The organism is Salinivibrio sp. AR647 (assembly GCF_001995415.1).
In the GTDB taxonomy this organism is placed as follows: Bacteria; Pseudomonadota; Gammaproteobacteria; order Enterobacterales; family Vibrionaceae; genus Salinivibrio; species Salinivibrio costicola.
In genome coordinates this window covers 15,373-32,123 of sequence record NZ_MUFE01000004.1, presented here as the reverse complement: position 1 = coordinate 32,123, position 16,751 = coordinate 15,373, and the positions used below count along the sequence as shown (strand labels likewise).

At 49.7% G+C, this 16,751-nt stretch carries 12 protein-coding genes; 3 read left to right on the top strand and 9 right to left on the bottom strand.

Annotated elements, in window-relative coordinates:
- Positions 1 to 24: 24 nt before the first annotated feature.
- The 3 genes from BZG76_RS05855 to hrpA form a co-directional block, all read right to left on the bottom strand.
- On the bottom strand, positions 25 to 876 hold the full coding sequence (locus BZG76_RS05855; RefSeq protein WP_158011325.1) for a DNA ligase: 852 nt from the start codon (positions 874 to 876) through the stop codon (positions 25 to 27).
- Between the two features lie 149 nt (positions 877 to 1,025).
- A complete protein-coding gene (locus tag BZG76_RS05850; protein WP_077460511.1) occupies positions 1,026 to 1,661 on the bottom strand; it encodes a murein L,D-transpeptidase catalytic domain family protein in 636 nt (211 codons plus the stop codon).
- A gap of 181 nt (positions 1,662 to 1,842) precedes the next feature.
- Positions 1,843 to 5,679 carry an ATP-dependent RNA helicase HrpA gene (gene hrpA / locus BZG76_RS05845; protein ID WP_077460662.1) on the bottom strand — a complete coding sequence of 1,279 codons (3,837 nt, stop codon included), beginning with the start codon at positions 5,677 to 5,679 and terminating at the stop codon, positions 1,843 to 1,845.
- Between the two features lie 228 nt (positions 5,680 to 5,907).
- On the opposite strand from hrpA, the gene BZG76_RS05840 reads away from it, so the two are divergent.
- Complete coding sequence (locus tag BZG76_RS05840; protein ID WP_077460510.1) at positions 5,908 to 6,372, top strand: tellurite resistance TerB family protein; 465 nt, start codon at positions 5,908 to 5,910, stop codon at positions 6,370 to 6,372.
- Between the two features lie 13 nt (positions 6,373 to 6,385).
- Here the strand turns inward: BZG76_RS05840 and btuD are convergent, their stop codons facing one another.
- The 6 genes from btuD to pheS form a co-directional block, all read right to left on the bottom strand.
- Positions 6,386 to 7,189, bottom strand: a complete 804-nt coding sequence (btuD, locus tag BZG76_RS05835; protein WP_021023184.1) for a vitamin B12 ABC transporter ATP-binding protein BtuD — start codon at positions 7,187 to 7,189, stop codon at positions 6,386 to 6,388.
- Entirely contained in the window at positions 7,189 to 8,172 is a 984-nt protein-coding gene (btuC, locus tag BZG76_RS05830) for a vitamin B12 ABC transporter permease BtuC (RefSeq protein WP_077460661.1), read from the bottom strand. Before btuC ends, btuD begins: the two co-directional genes overlap by 1 nt.
- A 104-nt stretch (positions 8,173 to 8,276) precedes the next feature.
- Positions 8,277 to 9,308: a succinylglutamate desuccinylase gene (locus tag BZG76_RS05825; protein ID WP_077460509.1), complete on the bottom strand. Its 1,032-nt coding sequence runs from the start codon at positions 9,306 to 9,308 to the stop codon at positions 8,277 to 8,279.
- Between the two features lie 170 nt (positions 9,309 to 9,478).
- Positions 9,479 to 9,775: an integration host factor subunit alpha gene (ihfA, locus tag BZG76_RS05820; protein ID WP_077460508.1), complete on the bottom strand. Its 297-nt coding sequence runs from the start codon at positions 9,773 to 9,775 to the stop codon at positions 9,479 to 9,481.
- Between the two features lie 404 nt (positions 9,776 to 10,179).
- Positions 10,180 to 12,582, bottom strand: coding sequence for a phenylalanine--tRNA ligase subunit beta (pheT, locus tag BZG76_RS05815; RefSeq protein ID WP_077460507.1), 2,403 nt, complete (start codon positions 12,580 to 12,582; stop codon positions 10,180 to 10,182).
- A 19-nt stretch (positions 12,583 to 12,601) separates the two neighbouring features.
- A complete protein-coding gene (gene pheS / locus BZG76_RS05810; protein WP_025744396.1) occupies positions 12,602 to 13,585 on the bottom strand; it encodes a phenylalanine--tRNA ligase subunit alpha in 984 nt (327 codons plus the stop codon).
- A 310-nt stretch (positions 13,586 to 13,895) separates the two neighbouring features.
- Between pheS and BZG76_RS05805 the strand changes: the two genes are divergently transcribed.
- Positions 13,896 to 14,924: a lipoate--protein ligase gene (locus BZG76_RS05805; RefSeq protein WP_077460506.1), complete on the top strand. Its 1,029-nt coding sequence runs from the start codon at positions 13,896 to 13,898 to the stop codon at positions 14,922 to 14,924.
- Positions 14,925 to 15,246: 322 nt separating this feature from the next.
- Entirely contained in the window at positions 15,247 to 16,635 is a 1,389-nt protein-coding gene (locus BZG76_RS05800) for a peptide MFS transporter (protein WP_077460505.1), read from the top strand.
- Positions 16,636 to 16,751: the final 116 nt, after the last annotated feature.

Here is a 16,751-nt window from a genome sequence, read left to right as displayed (position 1 = left end):
AACAACAAGCGAGTCAAGTCGCGCCTAGAGTGCGACTTTTTCTCGTATAAAGCGGGCAAAACGTGGGATCCCTTTATCCGTCACGCCGTTATAACGTACGACAATGGTCTGCCCCTTCTCAGGCGGGCGTTGACGCTGTTGATCGGTAAAACCAGAGCCAACGTTAAACACAGTGCCATCCGCCATCTGCACTTGGAGTGATCCCATCATTCCGGTCAAACGTCCCTGCCCCGGATTCATTCCCACCACAGACACATCGACTTCTTGGTACGCCTTAAGCTTGACCAAGCTATCAACGCGCGCGCCAAGGTATAAACTCTCTGGATGATGCAGCATCAGCCCTTCGCCACCCGCGTCGGTGATTTGAGCCAAGCGATCGGCCAGTGCTTGGTCATTGGCCACCGGCTGCTGCTCAACCCACTGGATCACGTCGCCTCCTTGCTCGGCCAGGCGTTTTAATGCCAGATAGCGCTCAGCGAAGGGGCCAGGATGCTGTGGAAGATCGAACACGTAAAAACCAATACGTTGCCAGTCACTGTCATTTGGCGTCTTATCAAGCACCGTTCGCAATACGGTTTGAAATTCACCGCGCCCAGCCCATAACTCCCCATCAAGGGGCGCATTAGGCAAGGCTGCCAGAAACGATTGCGGTGCATGAATGGGATTCCCCTGGCGCGTCAACAATTCCGTGCCGGTCCAGTAGGCCCGAATGCCGTCTAGCTTCTCACTCGCCCAAAAGCCTTGATAGCTTTGTGACGCTAACTGCCCATCCACGCCGTGCATCAATGCCGGTGCCGATGGTGCACTCAATGATATGGCCGGGGATAGCACACAAGCAGAAAGCAAACCAATACTGAGCCGGTTAATATATCGCATCATTGTCCTCCTTATCGCATAAGGCTAAAGGCTAACCAGAATCTAAGCCTAAGCGGTAAAAGGAAGATGATTTTGGCAGTAAGCTAGCAACAGTTATTGTTCGGTAGTGAGGTTTGCAATGCATCGTGATAACTGACTCGCGGGCTTTTTTATGCCTGGTGGGAAAAGGCATAGATGAAGGTGCCATTTTTGATCACATCAATCACACGAGATGATAAATCAGTGGGTAATGCCGGGCATCCCCAACTTCGTCCAAGACGACCGCTTTGCTCAATCATGGCGGGATTGGCGTAGTCAGCACCGTGAATCACAATTGCCCGTTCACGCGCCTTATCATTCAAACCTTCAGAGAGGCCATCTAAGCGTAACGAATAGCCGTGTTTGCCGTGATACGTTTCCGCAGCACGATAAATGCCGAGGGATGTTTGTCGCGAATTGACGCGATTAGAAAACGTCTTGGCATACAGATTCCCACTGTTCTTGCCATGCGAGACGTACGAACGAAAAAGGACATTACGCGTTTTGACATTAATCACCCAAAAGCGTTTCTCGGTCGACGGCTTACCATAATCAATCAACGTCATCACAGGTTTGGCACTGTGATGCTGGGAAAAGTGACGGTAGGCATCGGCAAAAGCGTGATAAGACACCTCTCCTTCAAGGTGAAGGGATTGATATAGCCCACTGACGTCATCTTTAAAGCTGGCCAATACGGGATGAGAGATGCTCAACGTAAGTAAGCCCAACAGCCCAAGTCCCCAAGAGGCAAGAATGAATCGCATCATGATGTGCTCCTTGTTTTGCCACTGCAATACAGGCTATCTAGTTAGCGTGCCTGTATTGACAAAAACAAAAACCGTGCCATCAAGACACGGTTTCATTAGCTATTGATAGTTAAGTAATTTAATCAGCTCACCGCAGACCGACGCACACGCGCAAGTCGACGGTGGCAGAAGGTTGCCACCATTAAAGCGCAGCCATTGCGTTTTTGATCCGCTTATCAGACACCGGGTACGGGGTACCCAATTGCTGAGCAAAGTAACTCACGCGTAGCTCTTCAATCATCCAACGAATCGCCTTCACCTCATCAGGCACCGGCTTTCCTTTTGGCAGCTTGTTATACAGCGTTTTATAGTCGTTCATGACCGACTCTATCTTGAGCATATGGTTACGATCGCGCGTCGGATCGACGGGTAATTTTTCTAGTCGACGCTCTATCGCCTTCATATAGCGCAAAATATCCGGCAGCCGCTCCCAACCACAGTCGGTGGCAAACCCTTTGTATATCAAGCCTTCCAATTGCGCTTTAATATCAGACATAGCAAATGCCATCGACAAATCTACTTTGCCTTTCAGTTTTTTGTTGATAGTAAACGCATGCGTCAGGATTTGCTCAACGTGCTGAGCAATGTCGACCACTGTATCGCCTAGCTCTGCACGCACGGTTTCTTTTAACGACTCAAACTCGGCCTCTTCCCAAGTAAGGCCGCCGTGCTGAGCAATTAATTTATCGACGCCACAAGCAATACAATCATCGATTAAATCCAGCACACGCCCATAGGGGTTAAAGTACAGCCCCAGCTTTGATTTGTTGGGTAAATGTGCATGAAGATATTTAATCGGCGATGGCACATTGAGTAAAATCAACCGGCGCTGTCCGGCCTGCATCGCTTTTATTTGCTGATCTTCCGTTTCAAATAAGCGAATCGCGACGCTGTCTTTTTCATCCACCAGTGCCGGGTAAGCCTTGACTTCAAAGCCATGTTTTTTCTGCTGATAACGCGATGGCAAACGGCCAAAGTGCCATTGCGTGATCCCTTGCTGCTCAATGTCATCATCTGCCACGTCCGACAAGGTGGCCTGAACCTGATCTTTGAGTGACACTTTGAGCGCGTTCAGATCTTCGCTTTCCGCGAGGGTTCGATTTTTATCATCGACGACGCGGAACTGCATCCGCAAATGCTCTGGCAGTTGGCTGAAGTTCCAGCTTTCACGCGCAATCGTCACCCCTGACATCTGCTTAAGGGCTTTTTCCATACTATCTAGCAAAGGCGCCTCTAGTGGCGTCACGCGCTGTAAGATTGCATCGGCATAGTTGGGTGCCGGGACAAAGTTACGACGTAACGGCTTAGGCAAGGATTTGATCAATGCGACAATCAGCTCATGACGCAGACCCGGCACATGCCAATCAAAGCCCTCTTCAGATACCTGGTTGAGAATCGGTAACGGAATATGCACCGTGACCCCATCATGATCTTGCCCGGGTTCAAACTGATAACTGAGCTTGAGTTTGACGTTATCTTGATACCAAACGTTGGGATAGTCTAACTCGGTGACATGGCTCGCATCACCTTGCAGCAGCATGGCTTTTTCGAAATTCAGTAAATCGGGATCGTCCTGACGGGCTTTTTTCCACCAGCTATCAAAGTGGCGACCACTGACCACGCTGTGATCGAGACGCTGATCATAAAAATCAAACAAGGTGTCATCGTCTGCCAAAATATCGCGGCGACGCGATTTAAGCTCTAGCTCTTCTACCTCTGCAAGCAGCTTTTGATTTTGACGGAAAAAGGCGTGCTTAGTCTGCCAGTCGCCTTCAACCAGCGCCGAGCGAATAAATAGTTCGCGGCTGAGCACAGGATCAATCGGGCCATAGTTTACTTTGCGGCTGGCAATAATCGGGATCCCGTATAAGGTCACTTTTTCGCTTGCCATGACAGCCGCCTGCTTCCGAGACCAATGCGGCTCACTGTAGGTGCGCTTAATCAGATGCTGCGCCAAGGGTTCGACCCACTCGGGTTGGATCCGCGCGGCAATTCGCCCCCATAATTTGGAGGTTTCGACCAGCTCGGCCACCATCACCCATTTAGGCTGTTTTTTAAATAAGCCCGATCCAGGAAAAATATGGAAACGTGCATTGCGGGCACCTTGGTAATCGTTCTTCTCTTGGTCTTTTAAACCAATATGACTCAACATGCCGGCGAGTAAAGCCATATGCACAGCCTGATAGTTTGCCGGCTCTTGGTTAAATGCGCTGTTTTGCTCTTTCATTACCTGGGTAATTTGGTAGTGGACATCTTGCCACTCTCGTACACGCAGGTAGTTGAGGTAGTCTGTTTTACACTGCTTGCGGAACTGGCTATTCGACAGCAATTGTTGCTGCTCTTTCACGTAGCCCCACAGATTGACATACGCTAAAAAGTCGGATTCTTTATCGGCAAACCGGCGGTGCTGCTCATCGGCTTGTTGCTGTTTGTCCGCCGGACGCTCACGCGGATCTTGAATCGCCAGCGCGGCAGCAATCACCATCACTTCATTGAGTGCCCCATACTTAGGCGCTTCAATCACCATGCGCGCTAAACGCGGATCAATCGGAAGCTTGGCCAGGGTTTTGCCCACTCCCGTCAGCTGACGCTTGGAGGCCACTTGTCCGGATTTAATTGCCCCCAGCTCTTCGAGTAAGCGCACACCGTCTTTAATGTGACGGCTATCAGGTGGCTGAACAAACGGAAAGGCTTGAATATCACCCAGACCAAGCGCCGTCATTTGCAAAATCACCGACGCCAGATTGGTTCGAAGAATTTCCGGATCGGTAAACTCAGGTCGACCTAAAAAATCGTCTTCGCTATAAAGGCGAATACAAATCCCTTCTGACACACGCCCGCAACGGCCCTTACGCTGGTTGGCACTGGCTTGCGAAATTGGCTCAATGGGCAACCGCTGTACCTTGGTGCGGTAGCTATAGCGTGAAATGCGCGCCGTACCCGGATCAATCACATACTTGATCCCCGGGACCGTCAACGAGGTTTCTGCGACGTTGGTGGCCAGTACAATCCGTCGCCCAGAATGAGATTGAAAAACACGATTTTGTTCGCCGGCAGAAAGCCGAGCATAGAGCGGTAAAATCTCGGTATCCCGTAACTGGCGACGTTGCAAGTGATCGGCCGTGTCACGAATTTCTCGCTCACCATTCATAAAGATCAGAATGTCGCCTGGCCCTTCGGTGCAAAGCTCATCGACGGCTTCGCTAATCGCTTCAAGCTGATCGCGGTCGCTTTCATCGTCTTCAGCCAACGGACGATAGCGCACGTCAACCGGATAAGTGCGGCCAGACACCTCAATCATGGGGGCATTGTTGAAATGCTTAGAAAAACGTTCTGGGTCGATGGTCGCCGAGGTGATGATGACTTTTAAGTCGGGACGCTTTGGCAGCAACTCGCGCAAATAGCCGAGAATAAAGTCGATATTGAGGCTACGTTCGTGCGCTTCATCGATGATGATGCAGTCATACTGATTGAGATAACGATCATGCTGAATTTCTGCCAACAAGATCCCGTCAGTCATCAGCTTTACTTGAGTCGCATCTGACACCTTGTCGTTAAAACGCACTTTATAGCCGATACTACGGCCAAGCTCGACATCAAGCTCATCGGCAATGCGAGAAGCAACAGAGCGCGCCGCCAAGCGACGTGGCTGCGTATGACCAATGGTCCCTGCAACACCCAGCCCTAATTCCATACAAATCTTGGGTAGCTGAGTGGTTTTACCCGATCCCGTTTCACCGGCAATAATCACTACCTGATGGTTGGCAATAGCCTCGGCAATATCGTCTTTTTTCTGACTAACGGGCAATGCCTCAGGATAACTAATGGTGGGCGTGCTCGTTTGTCGCGATAAGACGCGCTGCATGCTTTGCGCCATATCCGCGGCGATTTGATCGTAAACGGCCTGTTTGGCATCGTTTTTATTGATTTTCTGCGCACCGTGAATGCGTTTTTTAAAGCGAAAACGGTCTTGCAGCATACAATCGTTTAAGGCTGCAAATAGCGTGTCTGGCGTGTTGTGATGACGTGAACTCAAGGCGATTCCTGCTTACTGCTTAATCTTTTAAGGCGTTTATCAGTGTCACAGCCGATAAATAAGGTTGATTGGTGTCGCATCCTATCACAAAGTAAAAAGAATCAAACCTGCATAGGATTCGCGCCGTATTCTATGACAGACCGAAATGACTTCGCAGTAGGGAGAAGCGTCATGCTTAAACAGCTATTTAGTAAATTAGAATCTGCCTTTGCGGCCGATCTGGGGCAACAGGGCGATCAGGCAGGCTTATCACGGCATCAAGCGATGGCTGGCCTGCTCAGTGAAGTCGCCATGGCGGATCATGATATTGATGAAAGGGAGAAGAAGACCAAGAAAGCACGGATCTGCCAACTGTTATCGCTTGAGAGCACGCAAGCTGAATCGTTACTTGAGCAAGCACGACAACACAGTGAGCATGCAACGTCACTCTATGAATATACCGACAAATTACGCGATCTCGATCCGCACACACGGATTTTGCTTATCGAAGCCATGTGGTCGGTGGCTTACGCTGATGAAAACATCGACCCCTTAGAGGAAGCCGTGATTCGAAAAACGGCCGAGCTACTTTATGTCGATCATGCTGACTTTATTCGCGCCAAATTAACGGTTATCGACAACGATGAGCGTGACTAGCAACGCGTGGTAGTTAACTCGTTCGCGCACGCATAATCACGGGGCCATTTACCGTGGAGACTTGCTCAAGCGGGGTCGCAAACACCTCTGAAAGTTGGCGATCGGTTAACACCTGCCCAGGGCGCCCAGTGGCAACAAGGCGTCCCTGGTTAAGCAATAATACCTTATCGGCATGTACCAATGTCCGGTTGAGATCGTGATTCGCCATCACAATCGCAATGCCATAAGTTGCTGCCATCATGCTAATTTCTTGGTAGATGATTTCTTGTTGTGCCACATCAAGCCCAGTTGCCGGTTCATCCAGTAATAGCAGACACGCATGAGGGTTAAGTGACGGCAACACTTGCAACAAAGCGCCGGCGAGACGAACACGTTGCCACTCTCCTCCGGACAAGCTATCAATGCGCCGATGGAGTTTATCGGAAACAGCTAAACGCGAGGCGATATGATTCACCGCCTCATCACGTGCGCTGCCAGCCATTCGCTGTAAGCTTTGTCCTTGTAAGCTTGGTCTTGGTAAGCTATCAAGCACCAGATTAAGGTATTCAAACACCCCCATGACGAACGCCGGACGTTGATGCTGCATCAGGTAGCCGCGCCACTGCGCCAATGTTTGCCGGGTTTGACCGCCGAGACGTTGGCTATTGATCGCGATGTGACCAGCTTCTGGCATCTCTAATCCCGAGAGAAGCTGTAACAAGGTACTTTTGCCACTGCCATTAGGCCCAATTAAATGCACCACCTGCCCGGCTTCAACGGATAGGGAAAGGGGGAAAAGCCGCGGCGGCAAACTCACATCTTGCGCATGAACCACCATTACCCCGCCCTCACTAACATCCAAATAAACAAAGGTGCACCAATCACACTGGTTACCACGCCGACAGGTAACTCCGCCGAGGGAATAATAAGCCGTCCAATGGTATCCGCACAGACGAGCAATAATGCGCCGGCAAGCGCCGACATTGGCAACAAGTAGCTATTACGGCTGCCCAACCATAAGCGCAAATAATGCGGCACAATTAGACCAATAAAGCCGATCACACCGGCCGTCGCAACCGATACCCCAACCAGTATGCTCACGAGCACAATCAACTGCCAACGCAGCCGATGAGTATCAAGTCCCAATTGCTGTGCTTGTTGGTCGCCAAGCATGAGTTGATCGAGTTTTTGCCCGTAGCGCCATAATAGCGCAATACAAGGTAAGGTTATCGACAATATCGCAACATGCTCTAAACGCATGCCCGATAGGGATCCCATTAACCAAACCATTAATTGGCGTAGGTTAAAGTCGGTGCTGAAATAAAATGCCAATGTCACTCCCGAGCCGGCTAAGATGCTCAGGGCAACCCCCACCAATAAAATTCGGGACGTGGCTAATGCCCGGCGTGCCAACATCACCAATATTAAGGTAAAGGCACTGGCGCCTAGCATCGCAGCAATCGCCATATGCGAGCTCGATGCCCACGTAGGCGCAAGCAGTAATAGTAAGACGACCGCAATGCTCGCCCCACCGGAGATCCCAAGCACACCCGGCTCAGCCAAAGGATTACCCAGCAATACTTGCAAGCTGGCTCCCGCCATCGCCAGCGACGCTCCTATCAATAATGCAGCTAACACCCGAGGCAAACGCAGCTGGATCAGCAGTTGTTGCGCCAATGGCGAATCGGGCGCGAGCGGATTAATCCAGAGCTCTCCCACACTCAGCGCCGCGCCACTGGCTAACAACAAAAGACAGGAAAAAATACATAACGCGCGCCGCCAACGGATATGTTGGCGGGCGGTGAGTGATGACACTTGCATGGGTCGTTCGACCATCTATTCAGCACATAATAATGCAATGTACTTTACCGACTGAATCAACGGTTGAAAAGCGCTAACGCCCAGCGTGTGGCAAGAGTACGCAATTACGCTGATGTTGTATTCACATACAAGGGCTGGTCGGCATCAGGGCGAAAAGGCGTGGCTAATAATCCAGCACGATGGCCAACCGGCACATTCGCATTGGGGAAGATCACGACCTCACCGTCTTGCTCAGCATGAATGCTCATACATTCATCCGTGGCCAAGCATTCACCTTGCTGAAACGGCGTAAAGTTCTTCGCCGAGGATGAAAACGTCAGCGCAAACTGCTCGGTGTGTTTCGTCAACGTGCGTGTTACTCGATAAAAACGCATGGGTGTCAGTGTCGAGGGCAACGCAGTCTCGCTAAGGAGCGTGCGTAATGTCTGATTAAGCGGTGCATACTCACGCATGTCGTTCTCATACAGTGGCGCAACACGCCCCATTTCTAAGGTCGCCGCCAAGGCATCATGATGGTTGGCGCTGTACCAGCTGAATGTGGGGGATGGCGATTGTGACAGAACACTCGCATCCATTTGCGCATCGTTGAGCAAGGCCGCCAGTGGGCGTACATCCGTCGCTTTAGACGTCTTGGGGATCACGCCAAACATATAGTGGAAAGAGTCGCGAATAGCGCTGTGTAAATCCAAGTGCCAACGCTGCATTGACGCGGGCTGCGCCGCAAAAAAGTCACTGACTGCTTGCTGTAGCTGGTTGGCCAAGTGGTGTTCTTCGTTTTTTTCTTGATTCCAGCCACCAAAAAGACGGTTCAAGTTATCTTCAATAAACCGGGTATGGGCTTTAATGGCTTCTGCATGACCAATAATGAGCAGTAACGGCACCGTCGGAATCAATGCGCCACTGAGAATATCGGCCAGCAACCCGTCAATCAGCTCAATCGGTGCGGTTTCATCGCCATGGATCCCCGCAGATAAGACCACGCAACGCGATACCGTGGGGTTGTCAGGTTGGATGCGCACCACACCGGGCATGTGGTGTGTGAAGGTCAGAGACGACTGATGCCATTGGTCGGCTTGGAACGCGTGAGGCGCGGTCAGGGCGGCATCAATAAAGGCGCCTGGGCGTGCTGTCAGCATAATGCTTCCTTTTATTACAACTAGACAACAAAACGTTACAACGAGATAACCAATAACCCCAGTGTTTTATCCTGACAATGTGATCATGTATAGACAAATTAAAAAGCCGTGAACCAAAGGCACACGGCTTTCTATTGTGGTGCTATCACCACCGACAAGTTGATGTAGGCTTACTTTTCAACTTCTGCATTTTCAACTCGTGCTTTAAGTTTTTGGCCGGGTCGAAAAGTGACAACACGACGCGCCGTGATCGGAATATCTTCCCCTGTTTTAGGGTTTCGACCGGGGCGTTGATTCTTGTCTCGCAAATCAAAATTACCAAAACCGGACAGTTTGACTTGCTCGCCACTTTCAAGCGCTTTTCGTACTTCTTCAAAAAACACTTCGACTGTATCCTTGGCGTCCCGTTTGCTAATCCCGATATTTTCAAACAGGTTCTCAGCCAAATCGGCTTTCGTGAGCGCCATAGGTTTTCCCTCAAGAATTGTTTAACATATTGGCAATACCGCAGTATCGACACCGCCATTCTACACGTGGTCTACGCGTCTTTAGCCCTTGTATTTTAGGAACATTCGAAAACCACTTAAAAACAAGTGTATGCCAACTGGCTGATTTGCGCCAACTTTTTTACATGAAAAAAAATAGCGCCATGTCCAAAAAATTGACCTTTTAAACCAATACCTTACACGTTTATCTGCCGGTACGTCTATAAATGGACAACCTCTGTGGTCGATATTAGACGCTTTTATCAATAATTGAACAATTAATAAACAAATATAGCGAGTTTATTCAGTTTTTCAAACGCATAGATGTTAGGCCATTTAGGCATAAAAAAAGCAGCGTTACCGCTGCTTTTTTCACTTAAATGGGGCTAATCTCGCAAGACCACGCCCAGTTTTTCTGAGAGGTTGTTCACGACACCCGACACCGCGTCACTGATATCGGCCTCTTCTAGGGTGCGCTTATCCGATTGCAAAATAAGTGCTATCGCTAAGCTCTTCTTCCCGTCTTCTACCCCTTTACCGGTATACAGGTCGAAAAGTTGTGCATCTTTAATCAGCGCATTACCACTTTGCAAACACGCAGCGACTACATCACCTGATGCGAGCGACTCATCGGCAATCACCGCAATATCACGACGGTTTGCAGGGAACTTGGACAGACCGGCCGCTTCAGGAATAAAGCGCGTATCAATCGCTTGCCATTCCAGCTCAAACACCACGGTGCGCCCATTTAAGCCAAACTCGCGTTCTAGCTCTGGATGTAGCGTACCAATATGGCCGACAACATTGCCATCAAACTCAATCGCTGCAGTTTGGCCTGGGTGCATCGCGGGATGAGAGGCTGACACAAAGCGGAAATCATTCAACTGACCGGTTAGCTCAAGCACCGCTTCCAGATCCCCTTTCAAGTCAAAGAAATCAACCGTTGCGCTGGTCAGATCCCAATGCTCTTCGCTACTTGGTCCGGCAATAACTCCGGCAAGCATCCGCTCTTGACGAATGTTATCTTGACGTATGTCACCGCTCATATCACCTTCAGGCGTGAAGCGTAAACCAAACTCAAACAAACGCACGCGCGGTTGTTGACGCTTTTGATTATAAGCCACCGTATTGAGCAAACCAGGTAATAAGCTTAAGCGCATCGCGGACATATCCGCCGAGATGGGGCTTGGCAGGATTAACGGCGCCACATTCGGCACAATCAACGCCTGTTGCTTGGGCTCAACAAAGCTATAAGTGATCGCTTCATGGAAACCACGGTCAACCAGAAGATCACGTACACGCTTGAGTGGCATCGCCGCTTCTTTATATTCGCGCATGGTGAGCGCAGCTTTCGGCGCACGGGTCGGAATATTGTCGTAGCCATAGATACGACCCACTTCCTCAATCAAATCTTGCTCGATGGCAATATCAAAACGCCAGCTTGGTGCCGTTGCTTCCCAACCTTGATCGGTGGTCGTCACCGCACAGCCTAAGCGGGTCAAAATGGCGTCGACATCCTTGTTGTCAATAGCATGCCCGAGTAAACCATCGAGCTTGGTACGACGAAGAGTGACAGTGTCACGAACTGGCAAGGTGTTAGTAGACTCAGCCGTCACAATCTCGCCCGCTTCGCCGCCACAGATAGCCAGCAATAACTCAGTCGCTCGCTCCATCGCTGCGGCTTGCAGTGCCGGATCAACCCCGCGCTCAAAGCGGTGAGATGAATCTGTGTGTAGACCATAGCTACGTGCACGACCACGAATCGCTTCCGGGGCAAAAAAGGCTGACTCTAACAGAATATCTTGGGTTTCTGTGGTCACACCTGACTCTTGGCCGCCAAAAATGCCAGCCATCGCCAACGCTTTTTTCTCATCCGCAATAACGAGCGTTTGCGTATTTAGTTTGGCTTCATTGCCATCAAGTAAGGTCAGTGCTTCGCCTTCTTCGGCTAAACGCACCACGATGCCACCTTCAATCTTGCCAAGATCAAACGCATGCATTGGCTGACCTTGCTCAAGCATCACATAGTTGGTGACATCCACCACAGGATCGATAGAACGAATACCACTGCGACGCAGTTTTTCTTGCATCCACAACGGGCTCTGCGCATTAAGATCAACGTTTTTTACCACACGACCCAGATAACGTGGGCACGCTTGCGGCGCATCGATGCGCACCGATACTTTGTCTTCAATGCTGGCAGCAACAGGCGTAATGGTAGGCTCTGTTACATCGGTGCGGTTTAATACGCCCACTTCACGCGCCAAGCCACGTAGGCTCAAACAATCAGCGCGGTTTGGGGTCAAATCCACATCGATGGTGACATCGTTGAGTGCAAGATAATCACGGATGTCAGTACCAATCGGCGCGTCAGCGGGCAATTCGATAATCCCATCCGATTCCACATCGATACCCAGCTCGGTGAACGAGCACAACATACCGAATGATGGCTGACCGCGTAGCTTAGCCTTTTTGATTTTAAAATCACCCGGCAATACCGCTCCAACCATGGCTACCGCCACTTTTAAGCCTTGGCGACAATTCGGCGCACCACAGACAATATCCAGTAACTCATCGTTACCGACATTAATTTTAGTGACCCGCAGTTTGTCTGCGTCAGGGTGTTGACCACATTCCACCACTTCACCCACAACCACACCGCTAAATTCGCCAGCCACGGGGGCAATCTCGTCAACTTCAAGACCGGCCATGGTGATCTGGTGGGCAAGCGCGTTGGTGTCGTTTGCTGGATTTACCCACTCTCTCAACCAAGATTCACTGAATTTCATTATTACCTTGCCCCACTGATTACTTAAATTGTTTCAAAAAGCGCAGATCGTTCTCAAAGAACGCACGAAGATCATTCACGCCATAGCGCAACATGGTTAGGCGCTCAACCCCAATACCAAAGGCAAAACCTTGATATTCCTCTGGGTCAATGTTCACCGACCGCAGGACATTGGGGTGAACCATGCCACAACCTAAGATCTCTAGCCATTTGCCACCTTTACGGCGCACATCGACTTCCGCTGAGGGCTCGGTAAACGGGAAATAGGAAGGACGGAAACGTACTTCGAGATCTTCCTCAAAAAAGTTGCGAAGGAAGTCGTTCAAAATACCTTTTAGATCGGCAAAGGTAATGTCTTTATCGACCAGTAAGCCTTCTACTTGGTGGAACATGGGCGTGTGCGTTTGGTCGTAATCGTTTCGATAAACACGGCCTGGCGCAATAATACGGAATGGCGGTTTGCCGGCTTCCATGGTCCGGATCTGAACGCCCGAGGTATGGGTACGCAACATCAAATCAGGGTTAAAGAAGAAGGTGTCATGATCGGTACGCGCGGGATGATCGGCTGCGATGTTCAATGCATCAAAGTTATGGAAGCCATCTTCCACTTCCGGTCCAGCTTCCACCGAAAAACCAAGCTCACCAAAAAATTGCTCAATACGCTCAATGGTGCGCGTTACCGGATGCAATCCACCGTTTTCAATCCGGCGGCCTGGCAGGCTCACATCAATGGTTTCGGCGGCCAGTTTGGCTTCTAGCTCAGCACGTTCTAGTGCTTGCTTACGTTCAGCAATCGTCTGCTGCACGGTTTGCTTAGCCTGATTAATCTTCTGACCCGCTTCGCGGCGTTCTTCAGGAGGCAATTTGCCTAAAGCCTGAAGCTGTGCGGTTAGCTCACCCTTCTTTCCTAGGTATTTTACCCGGACTTCATCCAATGCAGCCACAGAGGCAGCATCGGCCACCGCATTGGTTGCATTCGCAAGAATTTCTTCTAATTGTTGCATTGTTTCCTCGTCGACCCGTTGGGCAGTCCAAACCAGGTAGGTGTATGACAATACCTGCTGACATCATGGTTTCACCCATTGTCTGAGCAAACTGACAGAGTCGTCTTGTTATACGCCTCAATGCCAATTGACTGAGAGAACAGGTAATAAATTGACCTTACATACTAATTAATGCCACGACTAATGCCAAACGCTAAACGGCATTTAAGTCATTTTTCCTCGCCATCAGCTACCGGTTTATCCATTTTGTTGGCATAGATGAAGAGTTTGCTATGCTACGAGCCGAGATCTCGACGAATTTGGAGCCACTATGCAAGACAACAATCATCCTTTACGCGTGTTTGTATCCACCTCGACCCACCCTTGGTTTAATTTGGCGGTGGAAGATACGATTTTCCGTACCATGTCATCAGCGCAAAATGTGCTCTTTCTTTGGCGTAACGACAATACGGTGGTGATTGGGCGTGGTCAAAATGCATGGCGCGAATGCAACACTCGTAAAATGGAACAAGACGGCGTTGTGTTAGCCCGACGCCAAAGCGGTGGTGGCGCCGTGTTTCATGATCTCGGCAATACTAACTTTACCTTTATGGCCGGCAAGCCCGGTTATGACAAGTCGGTATCAACACAAATTGTGTTGAATGCGCTGAAAACACTCGGTATTGAGGCAACGGCCAGTGGACGCAATGATCTCACCATGGATACCCCTGAAGGCGCTCGCAAAATCTCAGGGTCAGCCTACAAAGAGACAAAAGATCGTGGATTTCATCACGGCACCCTATTGATTAATGCCAACTTGTCGCGACTGGGCGATTACCTCAACCCTGATCCCAAAAAGCTGCAAGCCAAGGGCATTACCTCTGTACGCGCGCGAGTAGCGAATATTTCCGATTATGTCCCGGAGATCACCCACCAAGCTCTGTGTGATGCGATCAAAGCTGCATTCTTTAACCACTATGGCAATACCGCTGAGATTGAATACATTTCTCCTGAGGTCAAACCCGATGTCGAAGGCTTTAACGCCATCTATGAAAAACAGTGCAGTTGGGAATGGAATTTTGGCAAGAGCCCACAATTTATGCATACGTTTGATGAACGCTTCGAATGGGGGGGCGTTGAGCTGCATTTAGATGTGAAAAATGGCGAAATAGCCGACTGTCAGCTATTCACCGATAGCTTAACGCCAGGGCCGATAGAAATACTGGCAAGCCAGTTGATCGGGCAAACCTATCACTCGGAAACACTCTATCAATTTGTCACCAATCAGGCAGAAGTCGATCCAAGCCACCAGGCCATGTATCAGGATATTGCCCTTTGGCTGCGCCACGCTCTCGCTTGATAGGCACACATTAACAGTGACCCCCATCACATAATTCCCTCTCTTTTTGATCCCACGCAAAGACGCACTCAGCTGTCACGTCACTATAGGTGACAGCTGTTCAGTGCGACAAAATTTCATCATTCGGATAAAACCCATCATTAATGACGGCATTATTACTTGAATAATAGTTTTTAATTTTGATAAAAAAGCATTAATCTAGTTTTACATATTTTGTTACAAAATGTAGCGAGGTGATCTTTCCAACAAACGTTTCGGCAATGTACTGCACGCCGATTGAAGAAATGCAGGCCCAACAAAACTCACGAATAATTAGATAGTTATGGAAAACCAAAAAACAATACTCGGTCACCCTCGGGGACTTTTTTTACTCTTCGGCACGGAACTGTGGGAGCGCTTTTCCTACTACGCGATGCGTGCGATTTTGGTGCTTTACCTCACCGATCAAACCATCAATGGCGGTTTAGGCTGGTCCACCAAAGACGCGCTAGAGCTGTATGGCTATTACACCGGCCTCGTTTATATCACGCCACTCATCGGCGGTTGGTTTGCCGATAACTTTGTCGGTCAGCGTCGAGCCGTGATTCTAGGTGGTGCATTAATGGCCATTGGTCAATTTACTCTGGCTTTCCCTGCTCACCAATATGGCTTAGATACGGTACACACTTTATATGCTGGCTTAGCCATACTGATTGCGGGCTCTGGCCTATTTAAACCCAACATCTCGACGATGGTGGGTGACCTTTATCATGAAGGCGATCATCGTCGTGATGGTGCGTTTACCATCTTTTATATGGGCATCAACATTGGCTCATTATTAGCCGGCTTTGTTGCGGGCACGGTGAGTAGCGCTTACGGCTGGCAATATGGCTTTTTTGCTGCCGGTATTGGTATGGTGATTAGCTTGATCATCCAGCTAACCATGGCCAACACTTGGCTAGGTAATATCGGTCGTGTTCCCGCAGCACAACAAGCACGAGATGCCAATCATTCTAAGACCAATGCACCATTGACCAAGCAAGAAATCGATCGCCTTAAAGTCATCTTATTGATGGGTTTGTTCGTGATCATTTTCTGGGCTGGCTTTGAACAGGCTGGCGGGTTGATGAATATTTACACCCAGGAGTACACGGATCGCATGGTGGGTGGGTTTGAAATCCCAGCGGCATGGTTCCAGTCACTCAACCCCTTCTTCATCATTGTCTGTGCGCCTATAGCGGCATCATTGTGGGTGCGACTGGGTTCTAAAGAGCCTAGCTCACCGGTCAAATTTGCCATGGCGTTATTTATGCTGGCGCTTGGTTTTTTGTGCATGATCGGGGCCGTGTTAGAGCAAGGCGGCGACACCACGGTGAAAACCTCGATGTTCTGGCTAGTGGGCGCGTTCTTCTTCCACACGTTAGGCGAACTTTGCCTCTCTCCAATTGGCTTATCGCTGGTCACCAAACTTGCACCACTGCGTTTGGCCTCTCTAATGATGGGCGCCTGGTTTGGCTTTAACGCGATTGCTAACTATGTTGCAGGTATCATTGGTTCGCATGTAGGTGACTATGGTGCCATGGCGATCTTCGGTGGCATTGCCGCGACAGCAGCGATTTCAGGTCTGATCTTGCTGACTCTATCCGGTACGCTGATCCGTTGGATGCACGGCGCTGAATCCAATGCCACGCCCAGTGAAGAAATCGAGCAACAACAAGTACAAATTGCCTAACCTTTATGGTGATAGTTAAATCAAAAAGAGGCCGATTGGCCTCTTTTTTAATATCACATCCCCTTCGATGATCAACCCCAGCTCTAATTAGGCAGCAAAAAGGAGAGCCGAGGCTC

Coding starts and splice junctions, on each gene's coding strand:
- pheS (WP_025744396.1), bottom strand. CDS start 13,585: ATGCAACAATTAGAAGAAATTCTTGCGAATGCAACCAATGCGGTGGCC.
- BZG76_RS05855 (WP_158011325.1), bottom strand. CDS start 876: ATGCGATATATTAACCGGCTCAGTATTGGTTTGCTTTCTGCTTGTGTG.
- btuC (WP_077460661.1), bottom strand. CDS start 8,172: ATGCAAGTGTCATCACTCACCGCCCGCCAACATATCCGTTGGCGGCGC.
- BZG76_RS05840 (WP_077460510.1), top strand. CDS start 5,908: ATGCTTAAACAGCTATTTAGTAAATTAGAATCTGCCTTTGCGGCCGAT.
- BZG76_RS05825 (WP_077460509.1), bottom strand. CDS start 9,308: ATGCTGACAGCACGCCCAGGCGCCTTTATTGATGCCGCCCTGACCGCG.
- ihfA (WP_077460508.1), bottom strand. CDS start 9,775: ATGGCGCTCACGAAAGCCGATTTGGCTGAGAACCTGTTTGAAAATATC.
- BZG76_RS05850 (WP_077460511.1), bottom strand. CDS start 1,661: ATGATGCGATTCATTCTTGCCTCTTGGGGACTTGGGCTGTTGGGCTTA.
- pheT (WP_077460507.1), bottom strand. CDS start 12,582: ATGAAATTCAGTGAATCTTGGTTGAGAGAGTGGGTAAATCCAGCAAAC.
- btuD (WP_021023184.1), bottom strand. CDS start 7,189: ATGGTGGTTCATGCGCAAGATGTGAGTTTGCCGCCGCGGCTTTTCCCC.
- BZG76_RS05800 (WP_077460505.1), top strand. CDS start 15,247: ATGGAAAACCAAAAAACAATACTCGGTCACCCTCGGGGACTTTTTTTA.
- BZG76_RS05805 (WP_077460506.1), top strand. CDS start 13,896: ATGCAAGACAACAATCATCCTTTACGCGTGTTTGTATCCACCTCGACC.
- hrpA (WP_077460662.1), bottom strand. CDS start 5,679: ATGCTGCAAGACCGTTTTCGCTTTAAAAAACGCATTCACGGTGCGCAG.